The organism is Pseudomonas sp. GW821-FHT07G10 (assembly GCF_059418545.1).
In genome coordinates, this window is the sequence record NZ_JBWKQB010000026.1 from 64,117 (window position 1) to 82,435 (window position 18,319).

General features: G+C 60.0%; 18 protein-coding genes. 7 read left to right on the forward strand and 11 right to left on the reverse strand.

The genetic code is table 11. The features are described from left to right. The first annotated feature begins 97 nt into the window (after window positions 1-97). Window positions 98-799, forward strand: a complete 702-nt coding sequence (locus AC07O1_RS23935; protein WP_495090364.1) for a response regulator — start codon at window positions 98-100, stop codon at window positions 797-799. 4 nt (window positions 800-803) lie between these two features. After that, window positions 804-2,105, forward strand: coding sequence for an ATP-binding protein (locus tag AC07O1_RS23940; RefSeq protein WP_495090365.1), 1,302 nt, complete (start codon window positions 804-806; stop codon window positions 2,103-2,105). Window positions 2,106-2,258: 153 nt separating this feature from the next. On the opposite strand, the gene pncA is transcribed toward AC07O1_RS23940, so the two are convergent. The 4 genes from pncA to AC07O1_RS23960 form a co-directional block, all read right to left on the reverse strand. Next, entirely contained in the window at window positions 2,259-2,936 is a 678-nt protein-coding gene (gene pncA / locus AC07O1_RS23945; protein ID WP_494991345.1) for a bifunctional nicotinamidase/pyrazinamidase, read from the reverse strand. Between the two features lie 49 nt (window positions 2,937-2,985). Next, a complete protein-coding gene (locus tag AC07O1_RS23950; protein WP_495090366.1) occupies window positions 2,986-3,762 on the reverse strand; it encodes an anti-sigma factor family protein in 777 nt (258 codons plus the stop codon). Further along, window positions 3,759-4,256, reverse strand: coding sequence for an RNA polymerase sigma factor (locus AC07O1_RS23955; RefSeq protein WP_495090386.1), 498 nt, complete (start codon window positions 4,254-4,256; stop codon window positions 3,759-3,761). Before AC07O1_RS23955 ends, AC07O1_RS23950 begins: the two co-directional genes overlap by 4 nt. A gap of 62 nt (window positions 4,257-4,318) precedes the next feature. Continuing rightward, entirely contained in the window at window positions 4,319-4,861 is a 543-nt protein-coding gene (locus tag AC07O1_RS23960) for a tetratricopeptide repeat protein (protein ID WP_495090367.1), read from the reverse strand. 247 nt (window positions 4,862-5,108) lie between these two features. On the opposite strand from AC07O1_RS23960, the gene AC07O1_RS23965 reads away from it, so the two are divergent. Both AC07O1_RS23965 and nudC read left to right on the forward strand, forming a co-directional pair. Beyond that, window positions 5,109-5,921, forward strand: coding sequence for a crotonase/enoyl-CoA hydratase family protein (locus AC07O1_RS23965; protein ID WP_495013135.1), 813 nt, complete (start codon window positions 5,109-5,111; stop codon window positions 5,919-5,921). A gap of 6 nt (window positions 5,922-5,927) precedes the next feature. Further along, window positions 5,928-6,758: an NAD(+) diphosphatase gene (nudC, locus tag AC07O1_RS23970; protein ID WP_495090368.1), complete on the forward strand. Its 831-nt coding sequence runs from the start codon at window positions 5,928-5,930 to the stop codon at window positions 6,756-6,758. Here the strand turns inward: nudC and AC07O1_RS23975 are convergent. The 3 genes from AC07O1_RS23975 to AC07O1_RS23985 all read right to left on the reverse strand — a co-directional run bounded on the left by AC07O1_RS23975 (window position 6,726) and on the right by AC07O1_RS23985 (window position 8,881). After that, complete coding sequence (locus AC07O1_RS23975) at window positions 6,726-7,505, reverse strand: TSUP family transporter (protein ID WP_495090369.1); 780 nt, start codon at window positions 7,503-7,505, stop codon at window positions 6,726-6,728. The two genes, nudC and AC07O1_RS23975, sit on opposite strands and share 33 nt — an antisense overlap. Before the next feature lie 277 nt (window positions 7,506-7,782). Continuing rightward, on the reverse strand, window positions 7,783-8,262 hold the full coding sequence (locus AC07O1_RS23980) for a nuclear transport factor 2 family protein (protein ID WP_495090370.1): 480 nt from the start codon (window positions 8,260-8,262) through the stop codon (window positions 7,783-7,785). 55 nt (window positions 8,263-8,317) lie between these two features. After that, entirely contained in the window at window positions 8,318-8,881 is a 564-nt protein-coding gene (locus AC07O1_RS23985; RefSeq protein WP_495090371.1) for a TetR/AcrR family transcriptional regulator, read from the reverse strand. Window positions 8,882-9,142: 261 nt separating this feature from the next. Here AC07O1_RS23985 and pssA point away from each other — a divergent pair, with 261 nt between their 5' ends. After that, on the forward strand, window positions 9,143-10,486 hold the full coding sequence (gene pssA, locus AC07O1_RS23990) for a CDP-diacylglycerol--serine O-phosphatidyltransferase (protein ID WP_495090372.1): 1,344 nt from the start codon (window positions 9,143-9,145) through the stop codon (window positions 10,484-10,486). A 288-nt stretch (window positions 10,487-10,774) separates the two neighbouring features. Here pssA and efeO (AC07O1_RS23995) read toward each other — a convergent pair whose 3' ends face one another. From efeO (AC07O1_RS23995) to efeU, 4 genes are read right to left on the reverse strand one after another with little or no spacing between them, the layout of a single operon-like run. After that, window positions 10,775-11,599 (reverse strand): iron uptake system protein EfeO, encoded by an 825-nt coding sequence (gene efeO / locus AC07O1_RS23995; RefSeq protein ID WP_495090373.1) that lies wholly within the window; start codon window positions 11,597-11,599, stop codon window positions 10,775-10,777. Between the two features lie 34 nt (window positions 11,600-11,633). Further along, complete coding sequence (gene efeB / locus AC07O1_RS24000; RefSeq protein ID WP_495090374.1) at window positions 11,634-12,932, reverse strand: iron uptake transporter deferrochelatase/peroxidase subunit; 1,299 nt, start codon at window positions 12,930-12,932, stop codon at window positions 11,634-11,636. A gap of 16 nt (window positions 12,933-12,948) precedes the next feature. Next, entirely contained in the window at window positions 12,949-14,148 is a 1,200-nt protein-coding gene (gene efeO, locus AC07O1_RS24005; RefSeq protein WP_495090375.1) for an iron uptake system protein EfeO, read from the reverse strand. Window positions 14,149-14,156: 8 nt separating this feature from the next. Beyond that, complete coding sequence (gene efeU / locus AC07O1_RS24010) at window positions 14,157-15,002, reverse strand: iron uptake transporter permease EfeU (protein ID WP_495090376.1); 846 nt, start codon at window positions 15,000-15,002, stop codon at window positions 14,157-14,159. Between the two features lie 212 nt (window positions 15,003-15,214). Here efeU and AC07O1_RS24015 point away from each other — a divergent pair, with 212 nt between their 5' ends. After that, on the forward strand, window positions 15,215-16,231 hold the full coding sequence (locus tag AC07O1_RS24015) for an AraC family transcriptional regulator (RefSeq protein WP_494991358.1): 1,017 nt from the start codon (window positions 15,215-15,217) through the stop codon (window positions 16,229-16,231). A 415-nt stretch (window positions 16,232-16,646) separates the two neighbouring features. Further along, window positions 16,647-18,305, forward strand: a complete 1,659-nt coding sequence (locus tag AC07O1_RS24020) for an AMP-binding protein (RefSeq protein WP_495090377.1) — start codon at window positions 16,647-16,649, stop codon at window positions 18,303-18,305. Window positions 18,306-18,319 lie beyond the last annotated feature (14 nt).

Genomic DNA, 18,319 nt, shown 5'->3' on the forward strand with positions numbered 1-18,319 from the left:
CAAGCCTCGCTCCTACGGTTTTGCACCGTTCCTGTAGGAGCGAGGCTTGCCCGCGAAGACGGACTAACAGTCACCACAGCACTTTCTGGAAACACCCATGCCCAACATCCTCCTGGTCGAAGACGACACCGCGCTCTCGGAACTAATCGCCAGCTACCTGGAACGCAATGGCTATCAGGTCAGTGTGATCAGCCGCGGCGATCAGGTGCGTGAGCGTGCGCGAGTCAATCCACCGGATCTGGTGATCCTCGACCTGATGCTGCCGGGCCTCGACGGGCTGCAAGTCTGCCGCTTGCTGCGGGCCGATTCGGCGACGTTGCCGATTCTGATGCTGACCGCCCGCGACGACAGCCACGATCAGGTGCTGGGCCTGGAAATGGGCGCCGACGATTACGTCACCAAGCCCTGCGAGCCGCGTGTGCTGCTGGCGCGGGTGCGGACCTTGCTGAGGCGCAGCAGTCTCAGCGAGCCGCAAACGGCCAGCGACCGTATTTTGATGGGCAACCTGTGCATCGATTTGTCGGAACGCAGCGTGACCTGGCGTGAGCAACTGGTGGAGCTGTCCAGCGGCGAGTACAACCTGCTGGTGGTGCTGGCCCGACATGCCGGTGAAGTCCTGAGCCGCGATCAGATCCTGCAACGCCTGCGTGGCATCGAGTTCAACGGCACCGACCGCTCGGTGGACGTGGCCATCTCCAAGCTGCGGCGCAAGTTCGACGATCACGCCGGTGAAGCACGCAAAATCAAAACGGTGTGGGGCAAGGGTTACTTGTTCAGTCGTTCCGAGTGGGAATGCTGAGCCGATGCTGAGAACGCTGATTCGGTTGTACCTGATCACCATCGTCACCTTCAGCGCGGCGATTTACCTGATCCCGGACCTGGTGATCAAGGTTTTCCATGAGCGCTTTGTGAACTACAACCTGGACCAGTCCCGCGGTCTGCAAAACCTGATCGTCAAACAGTTTCACGCAGTGCCGGCCGAGCAATGGCAGGCGTTGGCAACCGAAATGGATCAGCAGTTCCGGCCGTTGCAGGTGGCGTTGGTGCGCAACGACGACCCGGACTTCAGCGCCTACGAAACCGAGCGTTTGCAGCGTGGCGAGAAAGTGGTCCGTCTGGGCGATTGGGGCTGGCGCACGTTAGCCGTAGCGCCGCTGGATGAGCAGAGGGTGGTCAAGCTGATCGTTCCGCCGGACCCATTGGACGTCAACTTGCTGTACTGGAGCATGAACGTGCTGATCGTCGCAGCGTTGCTGGCCTGCCTGCTGTTCTGGCTACGTGCGCACTGGCGTGATCTGGAACGTATGAGAGGCACCGCCGAGCGCTTCGGCAAGGGCCATTTGAGTGAGCGCACGCAAATCCCGGCCAGCTCCAATATCGGTAGCCTGGCCAATGTGTTCGACACCATGGCCGGTGATATTGAAAACCTGCTCAACCAGCAACGCGATCTGCTCAACGCCGTGTCCCATGAACTGCGCACGCCGCTCACCCGGCTCGACTTCGGCCTGGCGCTGGCGCTTTCCGACGACTTGCCGGCGGCCAGCCGCGAGCGCTTGCAGGGGTTGGTAGCGCATATCCGCGAGCTGGATGAGCTGGTGCTGGAGCTGCTGTCCTACAGCCGCCTGCAAAATCCGGCACAGATGCCTGAACAGGTGGAGGTGTCCCTCGATGAGTTCATCGACAGCATTCTGGGTAGCGTCGATGAGGAGCAGGAGTCCCCGGACATCGTGATCGATGTCCTGCTGCATGGCATGCTTGAGCGCTTTACCCTCGACCCGCGGTTGACCGCTCGGGCGATCCAGAATTTGTTGCGCAATGCCATGCGCTATTGCGAGCGGCGGATTCAGGTGGGGGTTGAGGTATGCCCCAAAGGCTGCAAAATCTGGGTCGACGACGACGGCATCGGCATTCCCGACAGCGAGCGCGAACGGATCTTCGAACCCTTCTATCGACTGGACCGCAGCCGCGACCGCGCCACCGGAGGCTTTGGCCTGGGCCTGGCCATCAGCCGCCGGGCGCTGGAAGCCCAGGGCGGGACCCTTACGGCCGAGACTTCACCGCTGGGCGGGGCGCGATTCAGGTTGTGGTTGCCGGTGCTGGAGTGAACAACCTTATTCCAGTGCCGGGTTACTGATCGTTCCCATGCTCCGCGTGGTAACGCATCCAGTGACGCTCTGCGTCACAGCCGGACGGAAGTGTCCAGGGCGGCATTCCTTTGCTGCGCGTGGGAACGATCAAAACCTTGACCCCAGGATCTCTCACAAAAACGCCGTCGCACTCTCCACATCGTTCGCGGTGATCAACCGCACGCCCGCCGTTTGCATCCGTTGCGTGGCAGCGGCCAGTGAGCCGTCCCTGTCAATCGCTCTGCAGGCATCCACCACTACAAAGGCGTTGAACCCGGCCGCTCGCGCATCGAGTGCCGAATACATCACACAAAAATCCAGCGCCAGTCCGACCATATAGACCGTGTCGATCCCGCGCGCTTTCAGATAACCGGCCAGTCCGGTGGTGGTTGTGCGATCGGCTTCGACAAAGGCCGAATAGCTGTCGATGTCAGGGTTGCAGCCTTTGCGGATGATCAGTTGCGCGTGGGGCAGATTCAAGTCGGCGTGAAGCTCGGCACCGTGGCTGGCTTGCAGACAGTGATCGGGCCAGAGTGTTTGCGCACCGTAAGGCAGCTGAACACTGTCGTAAGGCTTGCACCCCGGGTGGCTGGAGGCGAACGAGGCATGTCCGGCCGGGTGCCAGTCCTGAGCGATGACCACTTGTTTGAAGTGGCTGGCAATGCGATTGATCAGCGCAACAATCACATCCCCTTCGGGCACCGCCAGTTGGCCGCCGGGAATAAAGTCGTTCTGCACGTCGATGACCAACAGCACGCTGCGATTGCGGGGTGTACCGAGTGATTTCCATTGAACCGTGGTGGTTGTCATGCCGGGATCCTCCCTGGAACTAAGATGCCAAGCATAGTGCCAACTGTGATCAAGCGCTGAATCGGCTTCTAAATAGCTGCGCCATGGCCTCAAGCTCCGCTGTCGGGTTATGGCCGATGACCATGTAGGCGTGATCGGTTTCGGACCAGTAGACGATATTCATCCCGCGCCGTTGCTCTTGCGCGGGAGGGCGAGTGGCGTTTTTTGAGCGGGTGATGCACAGCGCCAACGGACCGTGGATCGGGTCCAGGTATGTGATCTGGGCAATCGGCACACCATCGTATTGGAGTAACTGCGCGCGTTTGAGTACAGGTCGCGGTAGCACCAGTTGTGCCGGTTCCAGTGCCAGTCCCAGGCGCTGGTCGATGGTTTTTAACTGTGCGCGTTGAGACGCTTCGTCGTCGGGCAGGTTGTCCAGGGTTTGCGGGGTGTAGAGGGCCATGTAGTCGGCCACCAATCCACGCCAGTTGGTTTCAACCTTGGGCGTGGATCCGAGAAACAGCCGATCGGCCGCGATGCCTGCAACCAGAAAACCTGCCGCAGCCGCGATGAAATGGCGTCGGCTCAACGCAGCGCTGGTCGCCGGCGACGGCAAGATGTTGAGTATTGCGGCCAGCCGGTCCCGGGGCGCCTGATCGAGTAAATCCGCATAGACGCTCTGGAAGGGCAGATCACTGCGCGACAGCCACTCAAGACGCTGTTCCAGGGTTGCGTCGTTAGCCAGTGCAGAATCGACCCGGTCCCGATCCTCGGCACTCAGCTGACCGTCGAGGTAGGCCACCAGCAGTTCATCCGATGGTCCTTGTTGCGAGCGCTGGTCAGTCATCGCCGTTCTCCTGTCGAGGTGGTGGGCACTGAGTGCAGGGGCGGATGCTCGGCCAGCTTCAAACGAGCGGCAGCCAGACGGCTCATGACGGTGCCGATGGGGACCGCGAGGAGGTCGGCGACTTCCCGGTAAGACAGACCCTCGACATAGGCCAGAAACACCGTTTCGCGCTGCGCCTCAGGCAAGGCGTCGACGCGTTTGATCACTTGTGCGGCCAGTACGTGGGTCTGCGCTGCGTGTTCACCATCGAACGACAAGACGCTGTCCGCTTCGACGAACCCCAGACCCTGGCGCACCCGCAGCGCGCGGACCTCGTTGAGCCAGATCGAATGCAGGATGCTCAGCAACCAACGATCCATGCGCGTGCCCGGCACAAACTGCCCGGCACGCTCCAGCGCCCGCACGCAGGTGGCCTGCACCAGGTCTTCAGCCACGTGCCGTTGCCGAGACAACACCAGGCCATAACGCCATAAACGCGCCAGATGCTGGCCCAGCTCTGCTCGTATTGTCTGATCGCCGGCGATAGCGGCCTCCGTTATTGTTGTTGGAAGGTTTTTCAGGTTTTCGACGAGTCGGCGATGGCCTCGGCCAGGTCCTTGTATTCCTCGCAGGTGGTGCTGCAAATCGACTTGATGCTCTGCAACTGCTCTTGCGCCAGATCCAGCCGGCCTTTGATCACATAGGCCTCGCCGAGGTATTCACGGACTTGCGCATAGTGCGGATCGAGTTTGACCGATTGCAAATAGTAGCCAATGCCTTCGTCGGTACGCCCCAGTTTGCGCGTGGCGTAGCCGCGGTAGTTCAGGGCTTTGGCGGTGTTCGGCTGTTTGAGGGTGTCGAGCAGGGCGAGGGCTTCTTCATAGCGACCGTCCTTGGCCAGACGGAACGCATAATCGGTGCGGTCTGCATCCGGGGTCAGGCTACTTTGCTGGTCTACACAACCTTTGCTGCGAGTGTCCCAGACCTTGCCTTTCGGGCAGTTGGGTTTGGCCGGGGCGGATTCATCGCCATGGGCCATTACCAGGGAGCTGGATAACGCCGCTGCCAGACAACCGGCGAGCAGCAGCGGGGTGGTGAATATCGCGAGGCGGGTGTTCATCAGCGGTGCTCCGATCGGTGGGATACAGGTATTGAAGAACCTACAGAGAGAACACCTGACGGTGGTTAATTATTCATGCCTGCCTGAATATCGGTGCATATCCCTGTAGCAGCTGGCGAAGCCTGCTGCTACAGGGGGCCGTACAGGCCCGAGAGTCCCGCATTTGGCCGATGCGCTGCCTTACTGCCAAGCGCGATGGCTTGTTATAGTCTGGCCCTCATTTTTCAGCCCGTTAAGGATTACTGTCATGTCCGAATACCAAGCCTTTCGCGTCGAACTGGCGGACAACATCGCTCATGTGCAGATAAACCGTCCGGAAAAGATCAACTCGATGAATGCACTGTTCTGGACCGAGATCATCGAGATTTTCCAGTGGATCGATGACACTGATGAAGTCCGGGTGGTGGTGCTCAGCGGCGCGGGCAAGCACTTTTCGTCCGGTATCGACCTGATGATGCTGGCTTCGGTGGCCAACGAACTGGGCAAGGACGTCGGCCGTAACGCGCGACTGCTGCGGCGCAAGATCCTGCAACTGCAAGCCTCTTTCAATGCCGTCGACAACTGCCGCAAACCGGTGCTGGCGGCGATTCAGGGCTATTGCCTGGGCGGCGCCATCGATCTGATTGCGGCCTGCGATATGCGTTACGCTGCCGAAGACGCGCAGTTCTCGATCAAGGAAATCGACATGGGCATGGCTGCCGATGTTGGCACTTTGCAACGGTTGCCGCGAATCATTGGTGACGGCATGCTTCGTGAACTGGCTTACACGGGACGCACCATCGGTGCCGAAGAAGCGCGTAGCATTGGCCTGGTCAACCGCAGCTACCCTGATGCGGTCAGCCTGCTCGACGGCGTGATGGGCATCGCCCGGGAAATTGCCGCCAAGTCGCCGATTGCGATTGCCGGGACCAAAGAGATGATCAGTTACATGCGCGATCACAGCATCAACGACGGACTGGAATACATCGCGACCTGGAACGCCGCCATGCTGCAATCCGCTGATCTACGCTTGGCCATGGCCGCGCAAATGAGCAAGCAGAAACCCGAATTTCTGGATTGATAAAAAATGACTTTACGCTGGACCACCGCAGTACTCGATACCGACGTTCCCGGCGGCTGGGCCGTGGCCCGCAGCAGCGACGGGTTTTTGTTCGATGACAACGGCGCGCTGTTCCCGCGCGAATGGCTGAAACGTCAGGAGCTGTCGATTCTGGCAGAACATGGCATTGGCCATCTGGACGGCGAACCGGTTTACCTGCTGGAGCTCAAATGCGCCTCCGAGGTGCCGGGTTGCCGCTGGCAAGGTCTGCGGGCATTCATGCTCGAAGGGGATCACACCGTCTACAAGGTGCTGGGTTATGCCGCGCAAATTGGCACCTGGGCACGCGAACATCGCTTCTGCGGCAACTGTGGTCAGGCGATGCAGCAACTTCCACGCGAGCGGGCGATGTACTGCGAGCCGTGCGACCTGCGGCATTACCCGCGGATTTCACCGAGCATGATCGTGCTGATCACCCGCGGCGACGAAGTGTTGCTGGCCCGCTCGCCACGCTTTGTCCCCGGGGTCTACAGCACTCTGGCCGGGTTCGCCGAGCCTGGGGAGTCGGCCGAGGATTGCCTGATTCGTGAAGTGCGCGAAGAGGTGCAGATCGAGGTCAAGAACATCCAGTACGTCGGTAGCCAGTGCTGGCCGTTCCCGCACTCGATGATGCTCGGTTTCCATGCCGAGTACGCCGGCGGTGAAATCGTGCCGCAGGAAGACGAGATCGAAGATGCGCAGTGGTTCAACATTCACGCGCTGCCGCCGTTGCCGGCGTCACGCTCGATTGCCCGCTACCTCATCGATCTCTATGTGGCGCGCCGTTTAGGCCATGCTGAACCAGTGTTGCCAGGCTAGGCGCACGGTCAAGCCCAGCACCACGGTGATGAACACCGGGCGAATGAACTTCGCACCGCCGCTGATGGCGGTGCGCGCGCCGAAGAACGCCCCAACCATTACCGAGATGCCCATGCTCAGGCCGATGATCCAGTCCACCTGACCGGAAAACAGGAACACCGACAGCGCCGCGATGTTGCTGACGAAGTTCATGCTGCGTGCCACGCCACTGGCTTTGACCAGGTCGATGGGGTACAGCAGCAGGCTGCTGACAGTCCAGAACGCACCAGTGCCGGGGCCGGCCACGCCGTCGTAGAAACCCAGGCCGAAGCCTTGGGTCGACTGCCACTTCTTTTTGATCGGCGCATCGCTGTCCAGCGGCGCTTTCGGCGTGCCGCCAAACAGCAGGTACACACCACAGGCGAAGACGATCACCGGCAGCATCTTGTTCAGCCAATCGGCGGGCATGTAATGCGCAACAATTGCGCCAACCAGGGCCCCCACCAACGTTCCGACAACCGCGTGCATCCACTGGCGCGGGTGGAACAGTTTGCGCCGGTAGAACGTGAAACTGGCGGTGGCCGAGCCGAAGGTGGAACTGAGCTTGTTGGTGCCCAGCACCAGGTGCGGCGGCAAACCGGCGGTGAGCAAGGCCGGGGTGGTGAGCAAGCCGCCACCGCCGGCGATGGCATCGATAAAACCGGCGATGAAGGCAACAAGGACAAGGATGGCGAGGGTGACGAGGTCTACGCTGAGTTCGAAAGGCATGGGATCGACTTATTCGGCGGGGCGCAGAAGAGGCTGCGCGAAAGGACGGTATCTTACCCCTATGTTTCACTTGCAGCGACCGTCGTAGAGCATTCGCGGGCAAAGTCCGCACTCACAGGTCGTGCGCGGACCATGTAGGAGCGAGCTTGCTCCGGGCGGCGTTCCGACGATGGACTCAAGGGCGACGCGTGCTTTCTGAATGAACGCGTCGCCCTTGAGTCCATCGCGAGCAAGCTCGCTCCTACAAGGGGGCAGGTAAGCCACAGGAAGTGGCTGCTTACAGCCCCAAATCAGACAACCCCGGATGCTCATCCGGGCGACGACCCAGTGGCCAGTGGAACTTGCGGTCGCTTTCCTTGATCGGCATGTCGTTGATGCTGGCGTGCCGGTTGGACATCAGCCCGTGTTCGTCGAACTCCCAGTTTTCATTGCCATAGGAGCGATACCAGTTGCCGGAGTCGTCGTGCCATTCATAGGCGTAACGCACGGCAATGCGGTTATCGGTAAAGGCCCAGAGTTCCTTGATCAGCCGGTAGTCGAGCTCCCTGGCCCATTTGCGGGTCAGGAAACCTTTGGCTTCTTCGCGGTTGTTGGCGAACTCGGCGCGATTACGCCATTTAGTGTCCAGGGTATACGCCAGGGACACCCGTTGTGGATCGCGGGAGTTCCAGCCGTCTTCGGCCAGGCGAATCTTTTCGATGGCCGACTCACGGGTGAAAGGTGGAAGTGGCGGACGAACTTCAGCGTTAGATGACATTTAAAGTCTCCAGAGAAAGATAAAGTTCAAGCAGGTGCTGTCTTGTTTAAAACAATCACAGGTCCAATAACTTTTGCGCCATGCATTGCGCATTATCGGCGGCACTCTGATCGCCCATGACAAGAGCAACGGTAATGGCGCCATCGATCAGGATAAGCAGCTGTCGGGCCTGCTCCTGCGGGTCTTGCACGCCATGTTCTGTACAGAGCTTGCACAGGTAGTCGAGCAGCTTCTGTTTATGTTCTCTGGCCACCAGGCGCACCGGGTTCTGCGGGTCGCCGGTTTCGCCGCTGGTGTTGATGAACGCGCAGCCGCGAAAGCCTTCGCTGGCAAACCAGCCCTTGAGTACGGTGAACAGATTGAGCAGGCGCGCCCCCGGGGTCGGGGCCTTGTCGACCTCGGTCCGGAACCAGTGCATCCAGCGTTCATCACGGCGCTGCAAGGCGGCGACGGTGAGCTCGTCCTTGTTCGCAAAGTAGCGATAAATGCTCTTTCTGGAGACACCGGCGGTTTTCACCAGAAGATCCATGCCGGTGGCAGCGATGCCACTTTTGTAGATCAGCTTTTCGGTGACATCCAGAATGATGTCGCGCGTTTCGTTGCTAGTGATTTCGTTCATGCGGCCAACAGTAGAACGATCGTTCTTCTTGGTCAATAGGTTATTTTATCAGCGATGATCGTTCCCACGCTCGAGCGTGGGAATGCAGCCTGTGACGCTCTGCGTCACATTGACGGCGGACGCGGAGCGTCCAATGAGGCATTCCCACGCAGAGCGTGGGAACGATCAAGCCCCCTTGCCACAAAAGCGGTCACCAGAAGACCCAGGCCAATCCATGGTGTAAGCTCATCCGCTCTTTGGATTCGACCTCTTGCGAGCCTTATGCCGTCGCTTTTCAAACGCTCCCTGCTGCCAAAACTGCGCAGTTTTCCGCTGACTGCAGATGCCGTCACCATCCTCTCTGGCGCCGCAGAGTTTCGCCGCTGTCTGCTGGAGAAAATCGCCCAGGCTACGCAGCGCATTTATATCGTGGCGCTGTACCTGCAGCAGGATGAAGCCGGCCAGGAAATCCTCGATGCCTTGCACGCTGCCAAAGCCGCTCGGCCCACGCTTGAGGTGGTGGTTGTGGTCGACTGGCTACGCGCTCAGCGTGGTTTGATCGGTGCCGGCAAGCAGCCGGGCAATTCGGCCTGGTATCAGGCCCAGACCCGCGCTCATGCCAGCCAAGTGCCGGTGTACGGTGTGCCTGTGCAGACCCGCGAGCTGTTCGGTGTGTTGCACCTCAAGGGCTTCGTGATCGATGACTGTGTGATCTATAGTGGCGCCAGTCTGAATAACGTCTACCTGCACAAGTTCGACAAGTACCGTTTTGATCGCTACCACTTGCTGCAGTGTGGCGCGTTGGCCGACTCCATGCAGCACCTGATCGAGCACGGCCTGATCGCCTCCAGAGCGGTTCACCGCCTGGACCTGCCGAATCTGCCGAGTACCCGCAGCCTGCGCAATGACATTGGTGATCTGCGCAGTCGTCTGAAGCACGCCGCTTACGACACCACTTTCGGTAGCGTCAACAAGGGCGGTTTGTCGGTCAGCCCGCTGCTCGGGGTCGGCAAGAACAACCCCTTGAGCCGGGTGATCTGTGAGTTGATCGCCAACGCTCACCAGCAACTGACGATCTGTACGCCGTATTTCAACCTGCCGCTGGCGGTGACCCGAGAAATCAACCGGGCGCTGGCGCGCGGGGTGAAAATCGACATTATCGTCGGCGACAAGACCGCCAACGACTTCTACATTCCGCCGAGTGAGCCGTTCAAGGTGATTGCGGCGCTGCCGTATCTCTACGAAATCAGCCTGCGACGTTTCGCCAAACGCCATCAGCCGGTGATCGACAGCGGTCAGTTGAACCTGCATCTATGGCGCGACGGCGACAACACCTACCACCTCAAGGGCATGTGGATCGATCAGCGTTACACCTTGCTGACCGGCAACAATCTCAACCCGCGCGCGTTCCGCCTGGATCTGGAAAACGCCTTGCTGATCGATGACCCGAAAAACGAGCTGATGGGGCCGCGTCAGACTGAACTGGCGGAGATTTTTCGCAACACCAGTCGCATCGAACATTTTCAGCAGCTTGATACCCTGCCGGACTACCCGCCAGCGGTCGGCAAGTTTTTGCGTCGGGTCAGCCGGGTGCGGATCGAGCGCTTGCTCTACCGCATTCTGTAAGGCTTGGCCGGGAACCCTTTGTCTGGCGGCAGGCCAACAGGCGATCAACATTATCAGTGCATGAATAGGGAGATATACGCAGGGGGGGGGCAACTGATCGTTCCCACGCTCTGCGTGGGAACTCCTCCGTGGCCGCGTAGCAATCGCTCTGGATGTGACGCGCAGCGTCACGGGCTGCATTCCCACGCGGGAGCGTGGGAACGATCCATGAACAGAAAACGCACAACACCTGTAGGAGCGAGGCTTGCCCGCGAGGCGTCGGTTCAGGCGACGCTGAAGCAATTGCTCTTAATTGAGCCCCAGCTTGCCACGCAACGTCGACAAATCTTCTGCCAGGGTGTTAACCGGCCCGACCAGCGCTTTGCGGTCGTTTTCCTTGACCTTGTCGTAAGTCTCGAAACCACCATCAGCCGTTTTGTACTTGGCCAGAATCGTGTTCACGCTGGCGAAGTTTTTGTCGACTTTGGCGACGAAGGCTTTGTCCTGTTTCTCCAACTGCGGACGGAACAGCTCGACGATTTTCTTCGCGCCATCGATGTTGCCCTGGAAGTCATACAGGTCGGTGTGGCTGTAACGGTCCTCTTCGCCGGCGATCTTGGTCGCAGCGACTTCTTCGAGCAGCGAGGCGGCGCCACCCACCACTTTCTCTGGCGGGAAGGTCAGGCCGGCTACGCGGGCCTGCAGTTCTTTGACGTCTTTGTTCAGGCCGTCGGCCAGTTCACCGAGACCTTGGGTGCTGTTCTCGGAGAACAGCGAGTATTCAATACGGTGAAAACCGGTGAAGTCCTCGGCCTTGACGCCTTTTTCGTGGTCGTTGACACGCGAATCGATCGACGCATCGAGGTCGCTGAACAGTGCGGCAATCGGCTCGATCGACTCGTAGTAAACCCGGGTCGGCGCGTAGAGCTTTTTGGCGGTGGCCAGGTCGCCTTTTTTCAGCGCGTCGGTGAACTGCTGGGTGTGGCTGGCCATTTCGTCGAGCTGTTCGGTGACATAGATTTTGTAATCCGAGATCGGTCCTACCAATTCCAGCGGCGCGGTTGCAGCGAAAGCCGAGAGAGGAGTGTGGAGCAGGCCAAGGGTCAGCAACAAAGCAAGAGGCGTCTTTTTCATGGGACTTTTCCGAGAAGGTTATTGTGTTTAGGGGTTAAGCCGTGGTTTTGGAGTGTGTTGCGTCAAGCAGCGAACGACCGATGAAGTCTTTGTCGCCGGTCACGCCAGGCAGCGTGAAGAAATAACCGCCGCCCACCGGCTTGAGGTATTCCTCCAGGGGCTCGCCATTGAGCCGGGTCTGCACGGCGATAAAGCCTTTCTCCAGGTCGGCCTGGTAGCAGATGAACAACAAACCCATGTTCAACTGACCGTTCTTGCTCACGCCGTTGGAGTAGTTGAAGGGCCGGCGCAGGATCAGGCTGGCCTGAGTCGCCGCGGTGCGCGGGTTGGCCAGGCGGATGTGCGCATCCATTTTGGTCAGTTTGCCGTGGGGGTCTTTGGCGTAATCCGGGACCTGGGTTTCCTTCTGGCCATCCATCGGTGCACCGCTGGTTTTGACCCGGCCGATGATGCTTTCCTGCTCTTGCAGCGGCGTGCGGTCCCAACGCTCGACGAAGTTGCGGATGATCCGCACCGCCTGATAGCTACCGTTGGCCGCCCAGGCCGGTTCATCGCTGCCGGGCTGGACCCAGACAATCTGGTCCATGCTCTTGCTGTCGTTGGAATCGGGGTTGGCCGAGCCGTCACGGAAGCCGAGGAAGTTGCGCGCACTTTGCGCAGGTTCACCGGGGCGTACAGGGGCTTGTGGCGGCACGCTGCCTTCCTGTTTCCAGCGCACCAACAGCAGGTCCGGGAGGTTTTTCACGATGTCGCGCAGGGCGTGGATATTAGTGTCGGCAGTGTTGGCGCAGAACTGCAGGCTCAAGTCGCCGTGGCAGCTATCGGGATCAAGGGCGTCGTTGGGGAAACCGACCATGCGGATCAGGCGCTTGGGTTTGGCCCCGCTCAGGCCGAAACGCTCGTCGAACAGCGATTCGCCGACCGACACGGTTATGGTCAGGTTGTCCGGGGTGACCACTGGCCCGAGGATTCCGGAGTCTACTGGCGGCAGCTTCGGGTCGACCTGCGACACCGGACCGCCGCTCATCAGGAATGCAATGCGTTCGTTGAGGGTGCGGAACAAGCGCTCCAGGTCCTTGCGGTCGCTGGCGAGCACATCGAAGGACACCAGCATGCCGCAAGATGGGCGCGGGGTGACGATGCCGGTCTGATGTTTGCCATGAAAATCGTGCCGATCGTGAGTTTTCTCACTGCTCGGTGCTTCGGTGACTTGCGCCGGGCTGGCGGCCATGGCCGGGCAGCTCAACGTGCTACCGGCCAACGCCACGCCAGCGGCGCCCATGCCGAGCAAAACGCGGCGACGCTGGGCGGAGAAATGATTTGAGTCGTTCATGTGTGTTGGTCTTCTACTACAGGCCGGAAAGGCCAAGGGCGGGATCGATTCCATCGAGTACATCGGCCAGAGCCTTGGCCTTGTTGGCAAGTCGCACGCGCTGATCGGCACCGACGCTGTCGTAGGTGCTGTAACCGTTTGTCATGCGCAAATCATTGAACTGGGCATCGAGTGCGGTGGTGGCGCTGTCGATCTGTGTCAGCAGCCCGGCGGCGGACTTGGCCAGCAACGGCCGCAACAGGTCGACGACTTTGCGCGTCGCTTCCAGGTTGGCGGCGAAACCGTTGAGGTCGCTATGGCTGTAGCGTTCTTCTTCACCGCTGCTGCCGCGCACCTCGGCAATGCTGCGCATGCTCCGGGTAACGATATTCACCAGTTGCTCAGGTGGCAGCGATTGCGCCATCAGCTGTTGCTTGAGCTGGGTGACATCGCTGAGCAAGCGCTGGGCAACGGGCGTGAGGTTATCGACAGAGCGTTGTTGGAACAGTGCGTATTCGATGCGGTGCAAGCCGACGAAGCCGGTGTCTTGCTCGCGTTTCTCGAAGTAGTCAGCGCGAGCGTTGATCGCCCGATCGAGCTCGGCCAGGCGCTGAGCGGCCGGTGCAATGCGCTGGTAAGCGGCGCTGGCCGGCACATACAGCGCTTGAGCCTGACTCAGGTCACCGGCTGCTATCGCTTGTTCAAGGGCTGTGACGGCGGTGATCAATGCGCTGCTTTGGCGGCTCAAGTAAACCCGGAACTCCGACAGCGGGCCGATAAACGCCACCATCGATGGACGCGCCTTGGCGCTGGCTTCGGACTCGGCGGTCGGGGTCACGTGCAGCGTGCCGCGCGGGTTGCTCAGCAGGCCACAGGTGATCGCGTAATCGCCTGGCCGCAAATTGGCGTTGATCACCTGGCTCAGACCCGGGGCGATGTTTTCGCGTTCTTCGACCACCAGCACGCCGTCGAGGATTTCCCATTCCACAGCACGATCCGAGCGATTGAGAATACGAAAACTGGCGTGTCCGGCAGGCAGGGTCAGGACATTCGGCTCGCAGCTGTGGGGAGCGATGGTGACGGTGATTTCGTCGTGGCTGACCTGGCGCTTGGCGGCGGCCATTTTCGACGCGTAATAGAACAGCCCACCGGCGGCGATCATCATGATCACTGAACCGGCCACTGCCCAGCGCAAGGCGCGGGGTGGCGAGGCCTGTGCAGAGGCTTGGTTTGACATGGAGGCCCTTACTGAGCGGAAACGGAAGAGGGTTGGCCTGGCGCAGATCGGGGCGCCGCCGGAACGAAGAACAGCACCAGTGTCACCACCAGATAAATCAGGTAGACACCCAAGGTGCTGATGGTTGGTGCGTCCTGGTAACCGAACATGCCGGCCAGTACCGAGCCCAGCGGGCCATCCATCGGTAAGGTCGCGCTGAAATCGAAGAGCACGGTTTGCAGGTGATTCCACAGGCCCGCTTCATGCAGGGCGCGCACCGAACTGGCGAGGATCCCGGCGGCGACTACCAGAATGAACAGTCCGGTCCATCGGAAGAACGCCCCGAGGTTCAGTCGCATGCTGCCGGTGTAGATCAAAAAGCCCACGACAATCGACAGGATCAAGCCGAGCAGGGCGCCGATCGGTGCGGCCGGACCTTCGCTTTGCTGGAACACCGCAAGCAGGAAAAACACCGTTTCCAGGCCTTCCCGGGCGACGGCGAAAAACACCATGACGATCAGCGCCGTGATCTGATGCCTGGAACCGGTCAGCGCCTGATCGAGGGAGGCGTGAAGGGAATGCTTGATCGAGCGTGCGACCTTACGCATCCAGAACACCATGGAACTCAGAATGGCCACGGCCATCAGGCCGACCACGCCTTCGAAGAGTTCCTGCTGTTTTTGCGGGAATTCGGCGCTGACCAGTTCCAGCCCGCCACCGACCAGAAAAGCCAGTGCTGCGGCGAGGAACACACCGATCCACATGGCGGGCATCCACTGATCACGACCGGTTTGCTTGAGGTAACTGGCGATGATGCCAACGATTAACGCCGCTTCAATGCCTTCGCGCAGCATGATCAAAAAAGGAACCAGCATTCAGCACCGTGTTGAGAATGATTAATGGGGGCTAATTTGTAACATAATGATACTCATTGCTAAATGGGGTTGATTGGTATTTACCTGAACGGATGCTGAACGAAAGCTGAACGAAAGAAGGTTCTGTGGTGCGCCGAAAAGATCGCAGGCTGCGCCAGCGCCTACGTTAAGATGGCCGCCCCATTCATTTGCGCAGGGCAGTGCAATCGTCAATGTCGGAAAAAGACACTATCTCCATCCAGCTCGTGCGCGAAGCGCTGCTGCAGAGTTGCGCGCCCGGTACCGCTACGCATGAGGTATTGCACAAGGTCGGGATCGATCCGATGCTGCTGGAGGTCGCTGACGCCCGCGTACCGGCCACCGCCTATGCCCGGCTGTGGCGCTTGTTGGCCCGGCGCCTGGACGATGAGTTCTTTGGCATGGATCCGCGCCAGCTGAGGTCCGGTAGCCTGGCGTTTCTGTGTCGTTCCAGCATGGCGCAACCGACGCTTGCGACGAGCCTGGCGTCGGGGCTGGAGTTTCTCTCCTTGATGCTCGAACGCTTGCCGGCACAGCTTGTTCATCAGCAGAGCCTGGCGGAAATCGTCCTGCTCGAAGACGACAAGGAACCGCGGCGAGCCTTTACCTATTTCACCTACTGGATGATTGTCCACGGCGTTGCCTGCTGGCTGGCCGGGCGGCGCATTCCGATTCTCGCCATTGAGCTGCGTTGCCCGGAGCCAGACTTTTGCGACGACTATAAGGTGATGTTTTCCGAGAACCTGCGTTTTGACCGACCGCGGACCCGGATGATTTTTTCGGCGGATTGCCTCGATCTGCCAATCAAGCGCAGCAGCGACGAACTCAAGCGTTTTCTGGCCCATGCACCAGCCAATATCCTGGTCAAGTATCGCGACCCGGAAAGCCTGGCCAGCCGGATCAAGAACGATCTGCGGCACTTGCCCGCCGAACACTGGCCGGAAACCGATAGCCTGGCGCAACGTCTGTGCATGTCGGCTTCAACCTTGCGCCGCCGTCTGGCCGAAGAGGGCCAGACCTATCAAGGACTCAAGGACAGCGTGCGCAAGGAGCTGGCGATACTCTGGCTGGCCGAACCGCAGATCAGCTTCGCCGAAATCGCCACGCGGCTGGGATTTGCCGATGCCAGCTCGTTCTACAAAGCGTTTCGCAAGTGGTCAGGGTCCAATCCCGGGCATTACCGGAGTTTGATTTTGAATGAGGCGGGGTAGCACCTGGCGCATAGATTTGATCGTTCCCACGCTCCCGCGTGGGAATGCAGCCCGTGACGCTCCGCGTCACTGCCAAAGCGGACGCGGAGCGTCCGGTGAGGCATTCCCACGCAGAGCGTGGGAACGATCCAAAAGCGTTTCGCAAGTGGTCAGGGTCCAATCCCGGGCATTTGATCGTTCCCACGCTCCCGCGTGGGAATGCAGCCCGTGACGCTCCGCGTCACTGCCAAAGCGGACGCGGAGCGTCCAGTGAGGCATTCCCACGCAGAGCGTGGGAACGATCAATCTTTCAAATCTTGGCCAAACCAGTCACGTAACTTGATAGCTTTGACCATTGCCCAGCACCCCACACGGAGCGAGTATTTCCAGGATTTTTCACGGTTCCTACTAATAAAAAGACCGAGGGATTCTGGTGATGCGCGATTACTTGTCTGCCACTGCACAATTCGATTATCAACACACTGTCGATGAAGCCCTGAAGGGCACTCTGGCGGGGCTCAATGCGTGCGTCGAATGCTGCGACCGGCATGCCTTGCCGGGACGTATTGCGTTGTTCTGGGAGGGCCGCGATGGCACCAGTGCAACCTACACCTTCAGCGAATTGCAGGACAAGGCCGCGCGCTTCGCCAACTTTCTGCTGGCCCAAGGCGTCAAGAAGGGCGACAAAGTCGCAGGCCTCTTGCCGCGCAACGTTGAGCTTCTAATTACAGTCTTCGCCACCTGGCGCATTGGCGCGGTCTACCAGCCGTTGTTTACCGCCTTCGGCCCCAAAGCCATCGAGCATCGGCTGAGCAGCTCCGGTGCAGCGTTGGTGGTGACCGACGCCGCTAACCGTTCCAAACTCAGCGAAGTGACCGACTGCCCGACCATCGTCACCGTGGGCGGGCCCAAGGGCCAGGGCATCGTGCGCGGCGACTTCAGTTTCTGGGCCGAGCAAGCCAATTATTCGGCCGACTGCGAGCCAGTCCTGCTTAACGGCGACGATCCTTTCCTGCTGATGTTCACCTCGGGCACCACCGGTCCGTCCAAAGCGCTGGCCGTACCGCTCAAGGCGATTGTCGCGTTTCAGAGCTATACCCGTGATGCAGTGGATCTTCGCCCGGAAGACGCGTTCTGGAACGTTGCCGATCCGGGTTGGGCCTACGGCATCTATTTCGGCGTTACCGGCCCGTTGTCCATGGGCCATCCGATCACCTTCTACGATGGTCCGTTCACCCTGGAAAGCACCTGCCGGGTGATCAACAAATACGGCATTACCAACCTGACCGGTTCGCCGACGGCGTATCGCTTGCTGATCGCCGGCGGTGATGAGTTCGCCCGCTCGATCAAGGGCAAGCTGCGTATCGTCAGCAGCGCCGGTGAGCCGCTGAACCCGGAAGTGATTCGCTGGTTCGCCGATAACCTGGGGGTGGTCATCCACGACCATTACGGCCAGACCGAGCTGGGCATGGTGCTGTGCAATCACCACGGTCTGGAGCATCCGGTGCATGTCGGTTCGGCAGGTTTCGCCTCGCCTGGGCATCGAATTGTGGTGCTTGATGATCACTACCAGGAGCTGCCGGCCGGGCAGCCGGGCATTCTGGCGATTGATCGCACCCAGTCGCCGATGTGCTGGTTCGCCGGCTATGAAGGTGCGCCGACCAAGGCATTTGTAGGCAACTACTACCTCAGCGGCGATACCGTGGAGCTGAACCCGGACGGCAGCATCAGCTTCGTCGGCCGCAGCGATGACGTGATCACCACTTCGGGTTATCGGGTCGGCCCGTTCGACGTGGAAAGCGCCCTGATTGAACACCCGGCGGTGGTCGAGGCGGCGGTGATCGGAAAACCCGACCCGGAACGCACCGAGCTGGTGAAAGCCTTTGTCGTACTCAGTCCGCAATACCGTGCCGCGCCGCAGCTGGCCGAAGAGCTGCGCCAGCACGTGCGCAAGCGCCTGGCGGCGCACTCGTACCCCCGTGAAATCGAATTTGTCAGCGAACTGCCGAAAACCCCAAGCGGCAAGTTGCAGCGCTTTATCTTGCGCAATCAGGAAATCGCCAAGGCTCAAGAGGCCGTGGCTCACAAGGCTTGAACCCAAGGAAACAA

Coding starts and splice junctions, on each gene's coding strand:
- AC07O1_RS23960 (WP_495090367.1), bottom strand. CDS start 4,861: ATGAACACCCGCCTCGCGATATTCACCACCCCGCTGCTGCTCGCCGGT.
- pncA (WP_494991345.1), bottom strand. CDS start 2,936: ATGACAACCACCACGGTTCAATGGAAATCACTCGGTACACCCCGCAAT.
- nudC (WP_495090368.1), top strand. CDS start 5,928: ATGACTTTACGCTGGACCACCGCAGTACTCGATACCGACGTTCCCGGC.
- efeO (WP_495090375.1), bottom strand. CDS start 14,148: ATGTCAAACCAAGCCTCTGCACAGGCCTCGCCACCCCGCGCCTTGCGC.
- AC07O1_RS23965 (WP_495013135.1), top strand. CDS start 5,109: ATGTCCGAATACCAAGCCTTTCGCGTCGAACTGGCGGACAACATCGCT.
- AC07O1_RS23950 (WP_495090366.1), bottom strand. CDS start 3,762: ATGACTGACCAGCGCTCGCAACAAGGACCATCGGATGAACTGCTGGTG.
- AC07O1_RS23980 (WP_495090370.1), bottom strand. CDS start 8,262: ATGTCATCTAACGCTGAAGTTCGTCCGCCACTTCCACCTTTCACCCGT.
- AC07O1_RS24015 (WP_494991358.1), top strand. CDS start 15,215: ATGTCGGAAAAAGACACTATCTCCATCCAGCTCGTGCGCGAAGCGCTG.
- efeU (WP_495090376.1), bottom strand. CDS start 15,002: ATGCTGGTTCCTTTTTTGATCATGCTGCGCGAAGGCATTGAAGCGGCG.
- pssA (WP_495090372.1), top strand. CDS start 9,143: ATGCCGTCGCTTTTCAAACGCTCCCTGCTGCCAAAACTGCGCAGTTTT.
- efeB (WP_495090374.1), bottom strand. CDS start 12,932: ATGAACGACTCAAATCATTTCTCCGCCCAGCGTCGCCGCGTTTTGCTC.
- AC07O1_RS23975 (WP_495090369.1), bottom strand. CDS start 7,505: ATGCCTTTCGAACTCAGCGTAGACCTCGTCACCCTCGCCATCCTTGTC.
- AC07O1_RS24020 (WP_495090377.1), top strand. CDS start 16,647: ATGCGCGATTACTTGTCTGCCACTGCACAATTCGATTATCAACACACT.
- AC07O1_RS23940 (WP_495090365.1), top strand. CDS start 804: ATGCTGAGAACGCTGATTCGGTTGTACCTGATCACCATCGTCACCTTC.
- AC07O1_RS23935 (WP_495090364.1), top strand. CDS start 98: ATGCCCAACATCCTCCTGGTCGAAGACGACACCGCGCTCTCGGAACTA.
- AC07O1_RS23985 (WP_495090371.1), bottom strand. CDS start 8,881: ATGAACGAAATCACTAGCAACGAAACGCGCGACATCATTCTGGATGTC.
- efeO (WP_495090373.1), bottom strand. CDS start 11,599: ATGAAAAAGACGCCTCTTGCTTTGTTGCTGACCCTTGGCCTGCTCCAC.